Here is a 16,875-nt window from a genome sequence, read left to right on the forward strand (position 1 = left end):
ATGGTGATGCCTTGTTGATCAACTCCGGTTAAGCCCCTGATCAGGGGCTTTGCCGCCAGCAATCGCTGGCATCGTGTGTCCGCCCGGTGAAAGTGGATTACCGACGGGTACCCAAAACCCTGACCTGGGCCTACGCTCACCTCCATGACGGACTCGCAGGCCACCGCAGCGCCCCTCGGAACGAACCCGACAGCCACCGCCCCCGAAGGCGCGCGCACCGCCGCCGACGTGGTGACTCCCGAGCTCATCGCGCAGCTCACGCGGGACGTGATCGGTTCGGGACGGACCGCCAACCACACGCCGTTCACCGGCGAGAAGCTGGCCGACCTGCCCGAGTCCACCCCCGAGGACGTGGCCACCGCCTTCGAGCGGGCCCGGGTCGCCCAGATCTCCTGGGAGCGCACCCCGGTCCGCCGCCGCGCCGCGGTCCTGCTCCGCTTCCACGACCTGGTGCTCCAGCGCCAGGCCGAGGTCCTCGACCTCATACAGCTGGAGACCGGCAAGGCCCGGCTGCACGCGCACGAGGAGCTTCAGGCCGTCGCCGTCGCCGCACGGCACTACGGCCGCAAGGCTCCCGCGTATCTGAACCCCAAGCGGCACACCGGCGTCGTACCGACCCTCACGAAGGTCACCGAGAACCGGCAGCCGCGCGGTGTGGTCGGCCAGATCGCGCCCTGGAACTACCCCTTCGAGCTGTCCATCGGCGACGCCCTTCCCGCGCTCGTCGCGGGCAACGCGCTGGTGATGAAGCCCGACACGGAGACCTGCCTGACCGCCCTGTGGGCCCGCGACCTCATCATCGAGGCCGGTCTGCCCGCCGAGGTCTTCCAGGTCGTCATCGGTGAGGGACCCGTCGTCGGACCCGAGATCGTCAAGCACGCCGACTACGTCTCCTTCACCGGCTCCACCCGCACCGGCCGCGAGGTCGCCCAGGGCGCCGCGGGCCGCCTCGTCGGCGTCTCGCTCGAACTGGGCGGCAAGAACGCCATGTTGGTGCTGCACGACGCCGACATCGAGAAGGCCGCCGCGGGCGCCGTGCGGGCCTGCTTCTCGTCCGCAGGCCAGCTGTGCATCTCCATCGAGCGTCTTTACGTCCACGAGTCGATCGCGGACGAGTTCGTGGAGCGCTTCGCGGCGCGGACGAAGGCGATGCGGCTCGGCCGCTCCCTCGCGTACGGAGCGGAGATGGGTTCGCTGGTCGGCGAGCGGCAGCTGGAGACCACCAAGCGGCATGTCGACGAGGCGGTCGCCAAGGGCGCGACGGTGCTCGCGGGCGGCGTCGCCCGGCCCGACATCGGCCCCTTCTTCTTCGAGCCGACGATCCTGGACGGCGTCGAGTCCCCGATGGCGGTGTGCGGCGAGGAGACCTTCGGCCCGGTCGTCTCCATCTACCGCTTCACCGACGAGAACGAAGCGGTCGAGCTCGCCAACTCCACGTCGTACGGCCTGAATTCCTCGGTCTGGACGAAGGACGGCAGCCGCGGCCGCAAGCTCGCTGCCCGCCTGCGCACCGGCACGGTCAACGTGAACGAGGGCTTCGCGCCCGCCTACGGCAGCGTGCAGTCCCCGATGGGCGGCATGAAGGACTCGGGCCTCGGCCGCCGACACGGCTCCGAGGGCATCCTGAAGTACACCGAGGCGCAGACCGTCGCGCACCAGCGGCTGATGCCGCTCGCGCCGTCCTTCGGCATGGACGACGAGAAGTACGCGGCGTTCATGAGCCTGAGCCTGAAGGTCATGAAGTCCCTGCGCCTGCGCTAGTCGTCCCGGCCGCCGGATCCCTACGAACGGGCTAATTCTCAACGAGGAGAGTCGATGTCACAGGAGAGCTCTGTCCAGAAACAGCCGGGCAGTGAGGCGGGTGGGTACGACGAAGCGTCGTACGACTACGACGTCCTCGTCGTCGGGTCAGGCTTCGGCGGCTCCGTCTCCGCTCTGCGTCTGACGGAGAAGGGTTACCGCGTCGGCGTGCTCGAAGCGGGGCGCCGCTTCACCCGTGAGTCGCTCCCGAAGAACTCCTGGGACCTCAAGAACTACCTCTGGGCACCGGCGCTCGGCCTCTACGGCATCCAGCGCATCCATCTGCTGGGCAACGTGATGGTGCTCGCGGGGGCGGGCGTCGGCGGAGGTTCGCTGAACTACGCGAACACGCTCTACGTACCCCCCGCGCCGTTCTTCAACGACCCGCAGTGGAAGGACATCACGGACTGGCAGAACGAGCTCGCCCCCTACTACGAGCAGGCCAAGCGCATGCTCGGGGTGCGGCTCAACCCGACCACGACTCCGTCCGACATCCACCTGAAGGCGACCGCCCAGGCCATGGGAGTGGGCGACAGCTTCCACATGGCGCCGGTCGGCGTCTTCTTCGGAGACGAGCAGGACGCCTCAGGTACTTCAACGGCCAGGCCCGGCGAGGAAGTTCCCGATCCGTACTTCGGGGGCGCGGGCCCGTCGCGCAAGGCGTGCAGCGAATGCGGCGAGTGCATGACGGGCTGCCGCCACGGCGCCAAGAACACCCTCAACGAGAACTACCTCTACCTGGCGGAGAAGGCGGGCGCCGTCATCCACCCGATGACGTCCGTCGTCACCGTCACCGAGGACTCGCGGGGCGGATTCGCCGTCGCCACGCTGCCCACCGACGCCAAGCGCAAGGGCAAGGGGCGTACGTTCACGGCGCGCGAGGTCGTCGTCGCGGCGGGCACCTACGGCACGCAGACGCTCCTGCACCGCATGAAGGACACCGGTCTGCTCCCGCGCATCTCGGGGCGGCTCGGCGCGCTGACCCGCACCAACTCCGAGGCCCTGGTGGGCTCCCAGACCACCGACCGCCGCTACCGCAAGCAGCACGGCATCGAAAAGGCGGACTTCACCAAGGGCGTCGCGATCACCTCGTCGATCCACCCGAACGCCACCACGCACATCGAGCCGGTCCGCTACGGCAAGAAGTCCAACGCGATGGGCGGCATGACGATCCTGCAAGTGCCGTACAGCATCAAGGGCGGCAAGGCGCGCGTCGCCGGATGGCTCGGCAATGTCGCCAAGCACCCGTGGCTGACGGTCCGTTCGCTCTCCAACCGGCGCTGGTCGGAGCGGACCATCATCGGCCTCGTCATGCAGACGCTCGACAACTCCCTGACCACGTACCGCAAGGAGAAGGGCATCGGCAAGGGCCTGCTGACCGCCCGGCAGGGCCATGGCGCGCCCAACCCGACACAGATCCCCGAGGCCACCGAGGCCGCGACGCTGCTCGCCAAGGAGATCAACGGCTTCGCCGGGTCGAACATCGGCGAGCTGATGGGTACCCCGCTGACCGCGCACTTCCTGGGCGGCTGCCCGATCGGCGACTCGGCAGAGACCGGGGTCATCGACCCGTACCACCGCCTCTACGGCCACCCCGGCATCTCGGTCGTCGACGGCGCCGCGGTCTCCGCCAACCTGGGCGTGAACCCGTCCCTCACGATCACCGCGCAGGCCGAGCGCGCGATGTCGTTCTGGCCCAACAAGGGCGCCGAGGACACGCGTCCCGCGCAGGGCACGGAGTACGTGCGTCTCGCCGCCGTCGAGCCCAAGTCCCCGGCGGTACCGGCGGACGCGTTCGGCGCGCTGCGGCTTCCCTTCCTGGGGATGCCCGCGATGCCGGCGAAGAAGTAGCCGGGCGGCGACTTCCCTCGCGTACGCGAAAGGACCTGCACCCCCCTCCGAGCGCAGGTCCTTTCGCGTGTTCAGGTGCCGCTTACGCGGTGGCGTCGGCCTTCTTGCGGCGGACGACGAAGACCGCGCCCGCACCGGCGATGACGGCGACGCCGCCGACGAGGCCGATGGTCGGCAGCATGGAGCTCGAGCCGGTCTCGGCGAGGTTGCCGGTGGTCGGGATCTCCTTGGCGCCACCGGTGGGCGTCTTGCCACCGGCGGGCGTCTTGCCGCCCTCGTTCTTCTCGGCCTCGCCCGGGTTCTCGTTGTTGCTGCCGGCCTTCAGGACCGTGAACTCGTAGAACGCGAACGCGTTGTGCACGCAGTTCTGCTCGGAGTCGAGGTAGCCGCCGAGGCCGAGCGCGTAGCCGTCACCGGCCGGGGCCTTGGCGCTGACGTTGACGCGCAGCTTGATGTCGACCTTCTCCTTGGCACCCAGCTCGGTGCTGCCGAAGTAGAGGCCGCCCGTGACCTCGTCCGCGATGGACTCCCAGGCCTTGGTGTCGGGGTTGAAGTACTGGATCTGCGCGTAGTTCGCGAGCCAGTCCTTCTCGTCCTCGCTCTCCGTGAAGTTGTCCACGGCGGCGAGCCACTGGACCTCGCCGAGGTCCTCGTCGCTCGGGTTGGACGCGGTCAGCTTGAACTGGTGCCAGCCGCTGCCCGCGACGATCTTGCCCGGCAGGCCCGAGAGGCCGAGCTTCAGCTTCGAGTCGGCGTCCTCGCCGTTCTCGTCGACCGGGCAGTCCGTGGGCGCCTCGGTGGGCTCCTCGGTCGGCTTGGCCGTCTCGGTGGGCTTCTCCGTGGGCTTGCCGGTGTCGGTGGTCGACGGGGTCGGCGACGCGGTGGTCGACTCGGTGGCCGACGGGGTCGGCGTCGCCGACTCGGACGGCTTCTCGGTCGGGCTGGCCGTCGCGCTCGACGTGGCCGACTCGGTGGCCGACACGCTCGGGGACGAGGTGGTGGTGTCCTCGGTCGCGAAGGCGGCGGGAGCCGAAAGCAGCGCGATCGGGGCTATGGCAGCGGTCGCGGCCGCGGCGGCCATGACACGGCGAAGCTTCATGAAGACCTCAGGGAGTCCGGCGTACCACCTGGTGGGCGATACGGAGGTGGAGGCCTCCGCGGTGGGGACGCGGGTGTGGCCGTTGTTACGCATGCATGACCTGTGTCCCCTGTGAATGGTTGTCCTCGAACTCACAGAATTCTTATGTGGCTTGGATCACACGGCCTGCGCGGCTTGGATCACAGAGCTTGTGCGGTCGTCGCCGGGTGCCGTAGAAATTCCTCCGCTCGACGGCGACCCGCCGGGGAGCGAGGGGCGTCAGGAGGGGGCGGCGTGGCGGAGCCGGATGAGATACGGGACGAGATGCCGGGGGAGATACCCGGAGAGATACCGGACGACGTGTGGGAGCGGTTCGAGCGCGGCAGCCTGCGTGACATCCGTACCTCGGCGCCGAAGGAGCCTTCCGCGCGGGCGCGCATGGTGGCCGAACGGCTGCGGCGCCTCGACGAGGAGGCGGCGCGCCAACAGGCGGAGGACTCCCGGGCGCTGGGCCGTCGGCGCAGGAAGCGCAAGGCGGCGCGGGGGGAGGGTGCCGCCGGGGCGTGGCGCCCGGACGAGTGGCGCGCGGCGCCGACAGGGCCGCGGCGCAGCGCGCGTTCGGAGCGCAGCCGCCGGGTGTGGAGCGTGGTGATCGTGGTGGGCGGCATGGCGCTGGCGATCGCGCTCCTGAGTCCGTTCCGGTTCTGGATGTGGCAGTAGAGGGATCCTGGGGAACCGACCGGAACGATCTTCCGTCGTAGAAGGGGTGCGGGTGACTCCGCACGATGCGTACGAAAGTGGGGGAGCGGGAACGTGAAGTCAGCTGTGTCGCGTGGCGTGGTGGCTGTTTCGACCGTGGCGGTGCTCGGCCTGACGGCGGCGTGCAGCGGAAGCGGCGGCGACGGCAAGGACGAGAAGCCGGCGCAGGCGGACGCGCCCTCCGCCACGGCGAAGCTGGAGAAGGCGGCGCTCGCCTCGGGCGACGTCAAGAAGTACAAGGTGGAGGCCACGAAGGAGTCCGGGAATTCCGGGGACTCCGGGAAGTCCGGGGGCAAGGCCGCGCCTCCCGCCGGACGCGTGAACCCGGCCGAGTGCCGCCCGCTGTCCGAGATGCTCATGGCCGACGCCCCGCCGAAGTCGAAGGCTCACGTCAGCCGGACGCTGACCAGCACCGATGCCGCGGACACCACGACGACCGAGGTCGTGCTGCTGGCGTACGGCCAGGCCGACGCCGAGCACACCATGGACACGCTGCGTACGGCGACGAAGTCGAAGAAGTGCGCCACGTTCGGGGACGGCGGGCGCCGGTACATCGGCGTCAGGCCGCAGCCCGGGCCGGTCGGCGGCGACGAAGCCGTCTCGTACAAGCTCGCGAGCCGTGCCGGTGAGTTCCTCCACCGGGACCGCGTCACGGTCGTACGCAGCGGCTCGACGCTGATGGCCTTCCGCGCCTCGAACATCTTCGACCCCGAGTCGGCCCGTGACGACCAGGAGGGCGAGGCCGCCGGGCTGCCCGAGAAGTTCCGTGACGGCGTGACGGGCGACCCGAAGGTGGCCGACGCGATCGTCGACGCGCAGCTCGCGAAGCTGGCGAAGCAGGGCGCAGAGAAGTAGCGGCGCCCGGAGCAGGGTGACGGCAGAGCGAAGGGCCCCGCGGGACGGATCCGCGGGGCCCTTGGCCGTCAGCACCGACGTCAGGGCAGCGTCGGTGCCACGGAGCGGCGCCGGGGGGAGTGCGCCGCGGGCCTGAGGGGCGCCGGTGGCCTACCCGGCGCACGAGGGGCGCACGGGTGGTCTCGACCAATGGCAATGGAGTTGTGCAGAACCGTATGTGCGGCCTGTCCTGCTACGCATCGTGCTGGATGCGCCGTGACCCGCGCAACCGGTTCGACATGATCCAGACGAACAGTGGCGGCCGGGTCCTCGTGCGGGGGCGAAAGAGCCCAAGAGCTGAGGGGCCTGGGGACCGGGAGACGGTTGGGAAGGCGACCGGGGACGGTCGGGGGACGGGCCGGGGGATGGATCAGGGGGACCGGGGGACGGAGGCCGGTCGGCTCCGGGCGTCCCCGAAGCCGACCGTTCCCTGGGTGACCGGGCTGCTGTCCCCTGCCGTCCGGTCACGTCTCTGGAGCGAGGTCCCACGGCGCACACGAGGTGTGCGCCTCATCGCTCCAGCGGAGCCACGCGTGGTTTTTCCGTGCCCGCCCCTGGCTGGCACGGACATCGGGACCAACGAAGCCCCTCCGGCCCTGGTCACGCGCCGTACGGGTGAGAGCGGGCCCGAACTCAGGTCCGGTGGGGGCGGGAGGGCGCCGGGAGGCGGTCAGACCCGGCCCCTGCACAGCTCGAGGAGCGTCATCGCGAGCGACGTACCGGGCTTGCCGAGCGCGTCCCTGTAGTGGGCGAGGACCTCCATCTCGCGCGAGAGATTGACGCGGCGGCCGCCCGAACCGATCCGGGCCTCCTGGATGACGGCCGACACGGCCATCCGTTCCTGTACGAGACCGATGATGCGGTCGTCGAGTGCGTCGATGCGGTCGCGTGCGCCCTCGATCACATCGGCGGCCTCGGGGGTGCGGGCGCCGGTCTTGTCGGTCGTGGCGATGGTCATCTGGGGCTCCTCGTCGGATGGGGAGGCGGCCCCGGAGCGACAAGGTCCGGAAATGACAGAACGCCCCGGGCCTTGTCGGCCCGGGGCGCCTGGGAAGTCGCTTGTCAGTGGATCAAGCAGCTCGACCATGGCAGCCGGCGGGCCGGTTGCCATAGGTAAAGAGGAAGCTGAGGTGCTTGGTCACGAGGCCAGTATGCCCCCAGGCGCGCGTGCTCGGTCAACACGGGTTCCGACGCGGCTCGGATGCTGAGACGCCCCCCGGCGCCGGGCCCGTGAGGACTGCATCCCGTCGGATGCGACGAAGGGAGCACTCACACGCCCGTTAGAATCGACAAAACAGACCCCTTGCCACACGCACTGAGCCCCAGCTCACGCTCAACGCCGGAAGGCCGCCGCCGTGCCATCAGCGTCCCCCGCTGCCGCCCCCGACACCGTTCTGGTCGTCGACTTCGGAGCGCAGTACGCCCAGCTCATCGCCCGCCGCGTCCGTGAGGCCCGGATCTACAGCGAGATCGTGCCGAGCAGCATGCCGGTCTCCGAGATGCTCGCCAAGAACCCCGCCGCGATCATCCTCTCCGGTGGCCCCTCGTCGGTGTACGCGGACGAGGCCCCGCGCCTGGACCGCGCGATCTTCGAGGCCGGCGTCCCCGTCTTCGGCATGTGCTACGGCTTCCAGCTGATGGCGACCACCCTCGGCGGCACCGTCGACAACACGGGCGCGCGGGAGTACGGACGTACGCCCCTGGCCGTCTCCAAGCCCGGCTCGACGCTCTTCGAGGGCACCCCGACCGAGCAGTCCGTGTGGATGTCGCACGGCGACGCGTGCAGCGCGGCGCCCGAGGGCTTCTCCGTCACCGCGTCCACGGACGTCGTGCCGGTCGCGGCCTTCGAGGACGACGAGAAGAAGCTGTACGGAGTGCAGTACCACCCCGAGGTCATGCACTCCACGCACGGCCAGCAGGTGCTCGAGCACTTCCTCTACCGGGGCGCGGGCCTGAAGCCCGACTGGACCACCGGCAACATCGTCGAGGAGCAGATCACCGCGATCCGCGAGCAGGTCGGCAACAAGCGCGCGATCTGCGGTCTGTCCGGCGGCGTCGACTCCGCCGTGGCCGCCGCCCTCGTACAGAAGGCCATCGGTTCGCAGCTGACCTGCGTGTACGTCGACCACGGTCTGATGCGCAAGGGCGAGACCGAGCAGGTCGAGAAGGACTTCGTCGCGGCCACGGGCGTGCAGCTCAAGGTCGTCGACGCGCAGGAGCGCTTCCTCAGCGCGCTGGCTGGGGTCTCCGACCCCGAACAGAAGCGGAAGATCATCGGCCGCGAGTTCATCCGCGTCTTCGAGCAGGCCCAGGCGGAGATCGTCGCCGAGGCGCCGGGTGACCAGCCCGTCGAGTTCCTGGTCCAGGGCACGCTCTACCCCGACGTCGTCGAGTCCGGCGGCGGCACCGGCACCGCGAACATCAAGTCCCACCACAACGTGGGCGGGCTCCCCGAGGACCTCGAGTTCCAGCTGATCGAGCCGCTGCGCCAGCTCTTCAAGGACGAGGTGCGGATGGTCGGACAGGAACTCGGTCTGCCGGACGAGATCGTCCAGCGCCAGCCCTTCCCGGGTCCCGGCCTCGGCATCCGCATCGTCGGCGACGTCACCAAGGAGCGCCTCGACCTGCTCCGTGAGGCCGACGCCATCGCCCGCGAGGAGCTGACCGCGGCCGGTCTCGACCGTGAGATCTGGCAGTGCCCCGTCGTGCTGCTCGCGGACGTGCGCAGCGTGGGCGTGCAGGGCGACGGCCGGACGTACGGCCACCCGATCGTGCTGCGGCCCGTCTCGTCCGAGGACGCCATGACCGCCGACTGGTCGCGTCTTCCGTACGAGGTCCTCGCGAAGATCTCGACGCGCATCACGAACGAGGTCGCCGACGTCAACCGCGTCGTCCTCGACGTGACGAGCAAGCCGCCGGGCACCATCGAGTGGGAGTAGTCCTCCCCGCGGGAGCCTGCCCGCAGAGCTGACACGGCGCCGTCCACCGAGGTGGGCGGCGCCGTTCGCATACGTCAGGTCCGCCTGGTCGTCCGCGTCGGCGCGCCCGGCGTCCACAACTGCACCGCCAGGTACTTCCCGTCCTCGATGTACGTCCGGACCACCTCCGTCAGTTCCGTACGGAAGAGGTGGAACGCCTCCGGGTCCGGCGGGTCCACCTCGCCCGTGTACCGCGCGATGAGCTCGGGGTCGTCGGCCGCGATCGCCCGCCCGGAGATCCGGATGTCGCCGCCGGCCATCTCCGTGCCCGCTCCCGGGTTCGCCTGGATCGAGAAGCGCGGATCGCGGTGCAGGTCGAGCGCCTTCATCGAGTTCGGCATCATGCCGAGCCAGAACTCCCCGTACAGGAAACGGACTTCGAGGCAGGTCGTGCGCGGTGATCCGTCCTTGCGGAGTGTGGCGAGGACGTGATGCGTGAACAGGCCGAACCGCTCCTCGGCCGTGCGCGCGAAGGCGGGTTCCGCCGCGCTGAATGCTGCCCAGTTCGTCGCGGTGTTCTTCCTCGTGTTCGCCGTCGTGTTCGTCGTCATACGGTGAGTGTCCCGCTGATACCCGACACCTACTGTCCGGCATCACGCACCACTTTCCGCCCCGCCCCGCGCCCCGATTGCGCACTCTCTTCACAGGGAGCCCCTGTCTTCCTGCGCTGACCGGCGGTAACTTCCGCTCCGTACAGCCAGGGATGGAGGACACATGCAGGCGCCCACACCGATACCCCTCGAGCGGTTGCAGTTCGCGATGCCGCCGGTGCACGACTCGTTGGCGGACGAACGGCTCTACCGCAAGGAACGGCTCGCCGGGGCGCTGCGGATCTTCGGGCGGCTCGGATACGAGGACGGGGTGTCCGGGCACATCACCGCGCGGGACCCGGAGCACGAGGACTGTTTCTGGGTGAACCCCTTCGGGATGCCGTTCAAGCACATCACCGTGGGCGATCTGGTCCTCGCCAACGCGGAGGGGCAGGTCGTCGAGGGCCGCCACCACGTCAATCAGGCCGCCTTCACCGTCCACGCGCAGGCGCACCTGGCGCGGCCCGACGTCGTCGCCGTCGCGCACTGCCACTCGCTGCACGGCCGCGCCCTGTCCACACTCGGCGAACTCCTCGACCCGATCACCCAGGAGTCCTGCGCCTTCTACGAGAGCCATGCGCTGTACGACGGCTACACGGGCGTCGTCGTGGACTCGGACGAGGGCCGGCGGATCGCCACCGCGCTCGGCGACCACAAGGCCGTCATCCTGCGCAACCACGGGCTGCTCACCGTCGGCGACTCCGTCGACGCCGCCGCCTGGTGGTTCCTCACGATGGAGCGCTCCTGCCAGGTGCAGCTGAGCGCGCGGGCCGCGGGCCGCCCGATCCTCATCGGACACAAGCAGGCGGTGGCGACGCGCGAGCAGCTCGGCAGCGATCTCGTCGCGTGGATCAACTACCAGTCCCTGTGGCAGGACATCAGCCGCAGCGAACCGGACCTGCTGGCCTGAGCCCGACCCTGAGCCGACGGCCCCCGCCGTCAACCCGCGTACGGGGAAATCACCCTCGCTGACCTGACCCGGGGAACCCGATCGCCTTCCAGTACGGCACAATCCCCTTCCATCGCAAGGAAGTTCACGTTTCGGTGTTCGAACGAGGGCGGGGAAGGCGGCGTACGCGGTGGCGGTGCAGGAGGCGCGGCAGGGCGCACACGGGGGCGGCTGCACATGCGGCGACTGCCCGCACGGTGCGCGCGAGGGGCATCGGCGTGCGGTGGCCGCATTCCTCGCCAAGCGCGACGAGCTGGCAGCGGGGCAGGGGCTGCCCGCGGCGGTCGCCCACTCGGCGGGAGCTTCCCGGCAGTGGGTGTCGGACGAGCTGACCCAGTCCGCGCATGCCGTCGCCGAACGCGGCAGGGCCGAGGGCGAGGCCTGGCTCGGCTGCCTCTGGCGCCGCACGGCCGGCGTGGTCTGGGTGGCCGTGGGCGTCCTGCTCCTGGTCCAGGCCCTCACCGCGATCGGCACCGGGTGGACCCTCGCCAGGACCGCCGGGGTGCTCGCGGCCGTGGTCGTCGCCGGCCTGCTGACCGGCGCCGGATACGTGCACCGGGCGCGCGGCGGTGTCCTCGCGCCGCTGATAGGGGAGGACAACCGCCTCTCCACCTCCCGTGCGGTGGCCGCCTGTTGGGTCCTCCTCGTCGTCTTCGCGGTGCTCGTCCTCGTCGGCGAGCTCGCCGGGGCGTCGGGCCACCGTGAGCGGGACGAACTGATCGCCGGGCTCGACCTCGCCCGCGCCGCTGGCGCCGTGACCGTCCTCGCCGTGGTCTGCGGGGTCGCCGTGCTCGTACGCCGCGTGGTGGGTCTGCGCGTCCTCGGCCAGCGGCTGCAGAAGGTGCCCGCCGACCGGCCCCGGGCCGCCGACCTGCTCACCGACGACGCGGGCCGCGGCAGCTTCGCGGACGCGCAGTACGTCCTGGTCAGCGTCGTCGCCATGGTCTTCGCCGCCGTACGCCTCGCGCGGCGTCCCGAGCAGCTGCCCGACCTGCCGTGGGGCCTTGCCCTCCTCGTCCTTGTGTCGGCGGCGACGTACCTCGCGGGCAAGTACGCCGAGGGCGGCCGGCCCGTGATCCACTCCGTGGTGCGCGCCCGGGAGGCGGGCGATCTCGACGCCCCCATCCGCACGGGCGACGACATCGAGATCCGCGGCGCCGGATTCGTGCCTCCCGGCGCGCAGACCGCCGACCGTCTCGCCCGGATGGTCGTTCGCATCGGCGCCGTGCACGTCCATGTGCCGCTCGTCCCCGTGCCCGGCGGATTCACCAACCCGACCGACGCGGCCCTGACCGTCCCCGTCCCGGTCGACGTGGAACCGGGGCGCGTCGACGTCCAGGTGATCACGGCCGCGGGCGTGGAGACGAACCGCTGCACGATCGACGTCACGGACTGAGCGGCGCGGCGGACGAAACGCAGCGCTGCGCGGCGGATCGAGCGACGGGCCGTGCGACGGATTGAGCTCCCCCGGCCCGGCTCCGGGTCGGGCGTCGCGAATTCGGTGCAAGCCACTGAGCAGGGCCCCCTCTTCGTACGTATCGTCAGATGACGGGTCAATGGGCGAGGCGGGTCAACGGGAGAGGCGGCGAGGGCGATGGCTCACGGCATGCGCAGCGACAGCCACACCAGCTACGTCAGAAGCAGCGGCTGGCGGGAGAGCGCTTCCCGATACGCCCTGCTCCCGCTCCGGATCTTCCTCGGCGTGACGTTCATCTACGCGGGCCTGGACAAGCTCACCGACAGCGCCTTCATGTCGGCCGACGGAGACGGATCCATCGGCCAGCAGATGAAAGACATCCGCAGCCTCTCCGCCGTCCCTGACCTCGTCGACCTCGCCCTCAAGAGCCCCGTCGGCTTCGGCTACGCCATCGCCCTGGGTGAACTGGCCGTCGGCATCGGCACCCTCATCGGCCTGTTCGCCCGGATCGCCGCGCTCGGCGGTGCGCTGATCTCGCTCAGCCTCTGGCTGACCATGAGCTGGTCCATCGAGCCCTACTACTACGGCAACGACCTGGCCTACCTGATGGCCTGGCTCCCGCTGATCCTCGCGGGGGCGTCCATCTTCTCGGTCGACGCGATGCTCGCGACTCGGCGCAGGCACACCTCGGGACTCGGCTAGGCGTCCCGGGAGCCGTCGACCGTGCGGTCCGTCGTGCGGTCCGAGGCCCGGTCCGAGGTGCGGTTCGCCGTGCGGGCGGTGGGCCGGCCGCGTATGCCGTAGGACACCGCTGCCGCCGCGCCTCCGAGCAACAGGCCCGCCAGCAGGAGCGGGAACGCCACGAACCACGGCGTGTCCCAGATGCCGCCCGCGTCGCCCGCGTAGGCGATGGCCGCTATCAGCAGGAACAGGCCAAGGACCAGCTTGCCGGGATGGAACTCATGACGTAGCACGGGTCACCTCCACCTGTCCGATACCTACTTCGACGTGCAGCTCGAGCGTGCCGCCGTCCTTGCCTCCCGCGACCGGGGCCAGCGTCACCGACTTCTCCTTGCCCGGCGCGACGTCCACGTCTCCCTTGCGGTCGTCCGGCAACTGGATGTCGCCGACGCCCACTTCGATGTCCAGCTTCACCGTGCTGTCCTTCGGCAGGATCACCTTCAGCTGCCCCGCTCCCACCTCGGCGCTGGTGCTCAGCGTCCGGCCCTTGCCGGGACCGGCGCGGGTCAGGTCGAGCGTGCCGACGCCTGAACCCAGTTCGTACTGAGGCCGGACCTTCTCCACCGCGGTCGGCTTCCACTCCGTCTCCGCCCAGGTGGTGCTGATGTCCTTGGGCAGCGCGGCCGCGCCCGCGAGCAGCACGGCCGTGATCACCGCGAGCACGATCGAGCCCACGCCGGTGCGCCCGAGGAAGGCGCTGAGGGCGATGCCTATGCCGAACACGCCGAGCGCGAGGGCGAGGCCGGTCTGCACGCTGGTGCCGAGCGGCTGCTCCTCCCATGTGAGGCCGGTGCCGAGACCGCCGGCGAGCAGCGCTCCCAGGAAGACGAAGCCGCCGATCCAGCGCGGGCCTCGCGGCTTGGGCTGAGGGGCCGCCTCGGGAGCATGCTGCGGTGCGCGTCCGTGCGGAGGGTCGGGCTGGTACTGGACGGTCACTCCCTCGGGGCCCCAGAAATAGCCCGAGATCCCGTCATGCGTGCCGTCCTTGACGATCGGGTCCCGCCACCACGAAGGGGCGCCGGCCACCGGCGGCGCCTTCGCCTCGGGCGGGGCGTCCGCCACGGCCTGGGCCGCCACCGGGTCGGGGTCGGTCGTGCCGCGCTGCTCCGACCAGTACCCCGCGCCCGCGAGGAGCAGCGCGAGGACGGCCGCGAAGGTGAGCGCACCGCCGTTGTTCAGGAGGGAGAGGAAGACACCGCAGCCGACGAGCGCGAAGAGCACCGCTGTCAGGGCCTGGCCGTCCACCCGGCCGGAGAGGAGCCTGCGCGCCTCGTTCTCCTCCTCGTCGTCGTAGGGCACGAACAACCATGCGAAGCCGTAGAAGACAAGGCCGAGCCCGCTGGTGACGGAGAGGAGCGCGAGCCCGATCCGGAAGATCACCGGATCCATGTCGCAGTGCTGACCGAGCCCCGCGCACACACCGCCCAGCTTTTTGTGCCGGCGGTCGCGGCGGAAGGCCCGCACGACCATCGGCCCGCCCGGCTCCTGCGCCGTGGCGGTGAGAGGATCGCGCGGCGCGGCCTGCGGGCCCGTCCCGGCGGGCTGCTCGTCTGTCATGTGTCCATGGTGACGGGCCGGAGGCCGCCGCGGCAGTCGGGACAACCCTGGCCGAACCCTGAGATCGTCCCTGACACGCCCCTGCCCTGACCTGACCGCCCTGTCGTCCGGGTCGGAGATCAGGGACGTCTCGGGGGTCGACCCTGATGCCCGCGCCCGCGTACGCGTGTGAATATCGGAGACATGCCGGAAGCCGCAGCAGTATCCATCGAAGACGAGCGGCCGCTGCGAAAGCTCTATCGCAGCGGTGACGGTCGTTGGCTCGGCGGTGTCGCGCGCGGCCTCGCCGGTCATCTCGGCCTGCCCGTCGTCTGGGTGCGGCTGATCTTCGTCGGCCTGTTCATGGCGGACGGGCTCGGCGCGCTGCTGTACGCGGCGTTCTGGTTCTTCGTGCCGCTCGGCGTCGGCGGGGTCGACTCCCAGCGCCCGCCCTCAGCCGTCACGGCCGAGACGTCGCCCGACGGGCGCCGCAGACTCGTCGCCCGCAAGCCGGACAAGGGCCAGCTCGTCGCGCTGCTCGCGATGGTCATCGTCGCCATGGTCTTCGTGGGCAACGTGGACCTGGGCAACTCGACCAAGGCCTATCTCTGGCCGACCCTGCTCGTCGCCGCCGGTGTCGCCCTGGTCTGGCGCCAGGCCGACAACGCCCGCCGGGCCCGCTGGATGGCCGTCGGCCGCCGCAGGCGCACCCTGACCATCGCCCGCGCGGGGGCCGGAGTGCTGCTGGTCGGTGCCGGTGTCTCCGGGATCGTCGTGCTGCAGGGCTCCACCTCGCACCTCAGCTCCGTGCTGCAGGCCGCGCTCGCCGTGCTCGTCGGCGTCGCGCTGCTCGCCGGCCCCTATCTCGTGCGCATGATGCAGGACCTCTCCGAGGAGCGGCTGATGCGTATCCGTGCCCAGGAGCGGGCGGAGGTCGCCGCCCATGTGCACGACTCGGTCCTGCACACCCTGACCCTGATCCAGCGCAACGCCGAGAACGCGGGAGAGGTCCGCCGCCTGGCCCGCGCCCAGGAGCGCGACCTGCGCCAATGGCTCTACAAACCAGAGGGCACGGGCAAGGACGAGGCGGACGAGCCCGACACCCTCGCCGAAGCGGTCCGACGCGACGCCGCGGAGGTGGAGGACAAGCATGGCGTCCCCATCGAGGTCGTCATAGTCGGCGACTGCCCGCTGGACGACCGTCTCACGGCGCAGACGCAGGCCGCGCGGGAAGCAATGGTGAACGCCGCCAAGTACGGTGGCGAGGGCGGTGCGGTGCAGGTCTTCGCCGAAGTCGAGGGGGAGACGGTGTTCGTGTCCGTCCGGGACCGTGGCCCCGGCTTCGATCTGGATTCCGTGCCCGACGACCGCATGGGCGTACGAGAATCGATCATCGGCCGTATGCAGCGCAACGGCGGCACGGCGCGGCTGCGCGCGGTGCCGGGGGGCGGCACGGAAGTCGAGCTGGAGATGGAGAGGACGGCGACGACATGAGCGACGCGAGTGAGCCCGTGGGGCCCAGGGGCGGAACGGAGGGTGCGGTCGAGTCGGCTCAGCCCGCCGAAGCGACGGCCGACGCGCCCGAAGCGGCCGGTGCCGCCGCGGGCGGTGCTCCGGAGGGCCGCCGTGCGCGCGTCGTCCTGGTCGACGACCACAGGATGTTCCGCACGGGCGTCCAGGCGGAGATCGGCAGGACCGCGATCACCGGTGTCGAGGTCGTCGGAGAGGCCGCGGACGTCGACCAGGCGGTCACCGTCATCACCACGACGCGCCCCGAGGTCGTGCTCCTCGACGTGCACCTTCCGGGCGGTGGCGGTGTCGAAGTGCTGCGCCGCTGCGCGCCGTTGATGTCCGATGCCGAGCGCCCTGTGCGATTCCTCGCGCTCTCCGTCTCGGACGCGGCCGAGGACGTCATCGGAGTCATCCGTGGCGGTGCCCGCGGCTATGTCACCAAGACGATCACCGGCACCGATCTCGTCGACTCCATCTTCCGTGTGCAGGACGGCGACGCGGTGTTCTCGCCGCGCCTGGCCGGGTTCGTCCTCGACGCCTTCGCTTCGACCGACGCGCCCCCGGTCGACGAGGACCTGGACCGCCTCACGCAGCGCGAGCGGGAGGTGCTGCGGCTCATCGCGCGTGGATACGCGTACAAGGAGATCGCCAAGCAGCTCTTCATCTCCGTGAAGACGGTCGAGTCGCATGTGTCGGCGGTGCTGAGGAAGCTCCAGCTGTCGAACCGTCACGAGCTGACGCGGTGGGCGACGGCGCGGCGACTGGTCTGA

At 70.6% G+C, this 16,875-nt stretch carries 15 protein-coding genes; 10 read left to right on the forward strand and 5 right to left on the reverse strand.

All coding sequences use genetic code 11. The features are described from left to right. Window positions 1-144: 144 nt before the first annotated feature. Both ACWGI2_RS17100 and ACWGI2_RS17105 read left to right on the forward strand, forming a co-directional pair. On the forward strand, window positions 145-1,761 hold the full coding sequence (locus ACWGI2_RS17100; protein ID WP_453696075.1) for a succinic semialdehyde dehydrogenase: 1,617 nt from the start codon (window positions 145-147) through the stop codon (window positions 1,759-1,761). 54 nt (window positions 1,762-1,815) lie between these two features. Beyond that, window positions 1,816-3,651: a GMC oxidoreductase gene (locus ACWGI2_RS17105; RefSeq protein ID WP_453696077.1), complete on the forward strand. Its 1,836-nt coding sequence runs from the start codon at window positions 1,816-1,818 to the stop codon at window positions 3,649-3,651. Window positions 3,652-3,733: 82 nt separating this feature from the next. Here ACWGI2_RS17105 and ACWGI2_RS17110 read toward each other — a convergent pair whose 3' ends face one another. Beyond that, window positions 3,734-4,843: an LAETG motif-containing sortase-dependent surface protein gene (locus ACWGI2_RS17110; RefSeq protein WP_453696078.1), complete on the reverse strand. Its 1,110-nt coding sequence runs from the start codon at window positions 4,841-4,843 to the stop codon at window positions 3,734-3,736. 180 nt (window positions 4,844-5,023) lie between these two features. Between ACWGI2_RS17110 and ACWGI2_RS17115 the strand changes: the two genes are divergently transcribed. Together ACWGI2_RS17115 and ACWGI2_RS17120 are read left to right on the forward strand one after the other, a co-directional pair. Next, window positions 5,024-5,449, forward strand: coding sequence for a hypothetical protein (locus ACWGI2_RS17115; RefSeq protein WP_453696080.1), 426 nt, complete (start codon window positions 5,024-5,026; stop codon window positions 5,447-5,449). 93 nt (window positions 5,450-5,542) lie between these two features. Continuing rightward, window positions 5,543-6,343: a hypothetical protein gene (locus ACWGI2_RS17120; RefSeq protein ID WP_453696081.1), complete on the forward strand. Its 801-nt coding sequence runs from the start codon at window positions 5,543-5,545 to the stop codon at window positions 6,341-6,343. A gap of 709 nt (window positions 6,344-7,052) precedes the next feature. Here ACWGI2_RS17120 and ACWGI2_RS17125 read toward each other — a convergent pair. Beyond that, window positions 7,053-7,340 carry a chorismate mutase gene (locus ACWGI2_RS17125; RefSeq protein ID WP_453397396.1) on the reverse strand — a complete coding sequence of 96 codons (288 nt, stop codon included), beginning with the start codon at window positions 7,338-7,340 and terminating at the stop codon, window positions 7,053-7,055. Between the two features lie 397 nt (window positions 7,341-7,737). Between ACWGI2_RS17125 and guaA the strand changes: the two genes are divergently transcribed. After that, on the forward strand, window positions 7,738-9,321 hold the full coding sequence (guaA, locus tag ACWGI2_RS17130; protein WP_453397395.1) for a glutamine-hydrolyzing GMP synthase: 1,584 nt from the start codon (window positions 7,738-7,740) through the stop codon (window positions 9,319-9,321). A 74-nt stretch (window positions 9,322-9,395) separates the two neighbouring features. Here the strand turns inward: guaA and ACWGI2_RS17135 are convergent, their stop codons facing one another. Next, complete coding sequence (locus tag ACWGI2_RS17135) at window positions 9,396-9,911, reverse strand: pyridoxamine 5'-phosphate oxidase family protein (RefSeq protein WP_453696082.1); 516 nt, start codon at window positions 9,909-9,911, stop codon at window positions 9,396-9,398. A gap of 163 nt (window positions 9,912-10,074) precedes the next feature. On the opposite strand from ACWGI2_RS17135, the gene ACWGI2_RS17140 reads away from it, so the two are divergent. The 3 genes from ACWGI2_RS17140 (at window position 10,075) to ACWGI2_RS17150 (ending at window position 13,018) form a co-directional block, all read left to right on the forward strand. Further along, entirely contained in the window at window positions 10,075-10,860 is a 786-nt protein-coding gene (locus ACWGI2_RS17140; RefSeq protein ID WP_453397393.1) for a class II aldolase/adducin family protein, read from the forward strand. A 169-nt stretch (window positions 10,861-11,029) separates the two neighbouring features. Then, the gene (locus ACWGI2_RS17145; RefSeq protein ID WP_453397392.1) at window positions 11,030-12,295 is read left to right on the forward strand and encodes a hypothetical protein; all 1,266 of its coding nucleotides are present in this window, start codon (window positions 11,030-11,032) and stop codon (window positions 12,293-12,295) included. A gap of 198 nt (window positions 12,296-12,493) precedes the next feature. Next, window positions 12,494-13,018 carry a DoxX family protein gene (locus tag ACWGI2_RS17150; protein WP_453696084.1) on the forward strand — a complete coding sequence of 175 codons (525 nt, stop codon included), beginning with the start codon at window positions 12,494-12,496 and terminating at the stop codon, window positions 13,016-13,018. On the opposite strand, the gene ACWGI2_RS17155 is transcribed toward ACWGI2_RS17150, so the two are convergent. Both ACWGI2_RS17155 and ACWGI2_RS17160 read right to left on the reverse strand, forming a co-directional pair. Then, the gene (locus tag ACWGI2_RS17155; RefSeq protein ID WP_453696085.1) at window positions 13,015-13,290 is read right to left on the reverse strand and encodes a hypothetical protein; all 276 of its coding nucleotides are present in this window, start codon (window positions 13,288-13,290) and stop codon (window positions 13,015-13,017) included. The two genes, ACWGI2_RS17150 and ACWGI2_RS17155, sit on opposite strands and share 4 nt — an antisense overlap. Next, on the reverse strand, window positions 13,277-14,614 hold the full coding sequence (locus ACWGI2_RS17160) for a PspC domain-containing protein (RefSeq protein WP_453397389.1): 1,338 nt from the start codon (window positions 14,612-14,614) through the stop codon (window positions 13,277-13,279). Before ACWGI2_RS17160 ends, ACWGI2_RS17155 begins: the two co-directional genes overlap by 14 nt. A gap of 183 nt (window positions 14,615-14,797) precedes the next feature. Here ACWGI2_RS17160 and ACWGI2_RS17165 point away from each other — a divergent pair, with 183 nt between their 5' ends. Together ACWGI2_RS17165 and ACWGI2_RS17170 are read left to right on the forward strand one after the other, a co-directional pair. Further along, window positions 14,798-16,087: an ATP-binding protein gene (locus ACWGI2_RS17165; RefSeq protein WP_453696087.1), complete on the forward strand. Its 1,290-nt coding sequence runs from the start codon at window positions 14,798-14,800 to the stop codon at window positions 16,085-16,087. Next, window positions 16,084-16,875 (forward strand): LuxR C-terminal-related transcriptional regulator, encoded by a 792-nt coding sequence (locus ACWGI2_RS17170; protein ID WP_453696089.1) that lies wholly within the window; start codon window positions 16,084-16,086, stop codon window positions 16,873-16,875. The genes ACWGI2_RS17165 and ACWGI2_RS17170 overlap by 4 nt, the downstream gene beginning before the upstream one ends.

The organism is Streptomyces sp. NPDC054866, assembly GCF_053610745.1.

Coding starts and splice junctions, on each gene's coding strand:
- ACWGI2_RS17100 (WP_453696075.1), top strand. CDS start 145: ATGACGGACTCGCAGGCCACCGCAGCGCCCCTCGGAACGAACCCGACA.
- ACWGI2_RS17105 (WP_453696077.1), top strand. CDS start 1,816: ATGTCACAGGAGAGCTCTGTCCAGAAACAGCCGGGCAGTGAGGCGGGT.
- ACWGI2_RS17110 (WP_453696078.1), bottom strand. CDS start 4,843: ATGCGTAACAACGGCCACACCCGCGTCCCCACCGCGGAGGCCTCCACC.
- ACWGI2_RS17125 (WP_453397396.1), bottom strand. CDS start 7,340: ATGACCATCGCCACGACCGACAAGACCGGCGCCCGCACCCCCGAGGCC.
- ACWGI2_RS17135 (WP_453696082.1), bottom strand. CDS start 9,911: ATGACGACGAACACGACGGCGAACACGAGGAAGAACACCGCGACGAAC.
- ACWGI2_RS17140 (WP_453397393.1), top strand. CDS start 10,075: ATGCAGGCGCCCACACCGATACCCCTCGAGCGGTTGCAGTTCGCGATG.
- ACWGI2_RS17150 (WP_453696084.1), top strand. CDS start 12,494: ATGGCTCACGGCATGCGCAGCGACAGCCACACCAGCTACGTCAGAAGC.
- ACWGI2_RS17160 (WP_453397389.1), bottom strand. CDS start 14,614: ATGACAGACGAGCAGCCCGCCGGGACGGGCCCGCAGGCCGCGCCGCGC.
- ACWGI2_RS17165 (WP_453696087.1), top strand. CDS start 14,798: ATGCCGGAAGCCGCAGCAGTATCCATCGAAGACGAGCGGCCGCTGCGA.
- ACWGI2_RS17170 (WP_453696089.1), top strand. CDS start 16,084: ATGAGCGACGCGAGTGAGCCCGTGGGGCCCAGGGGCGGAACGGAGGGT.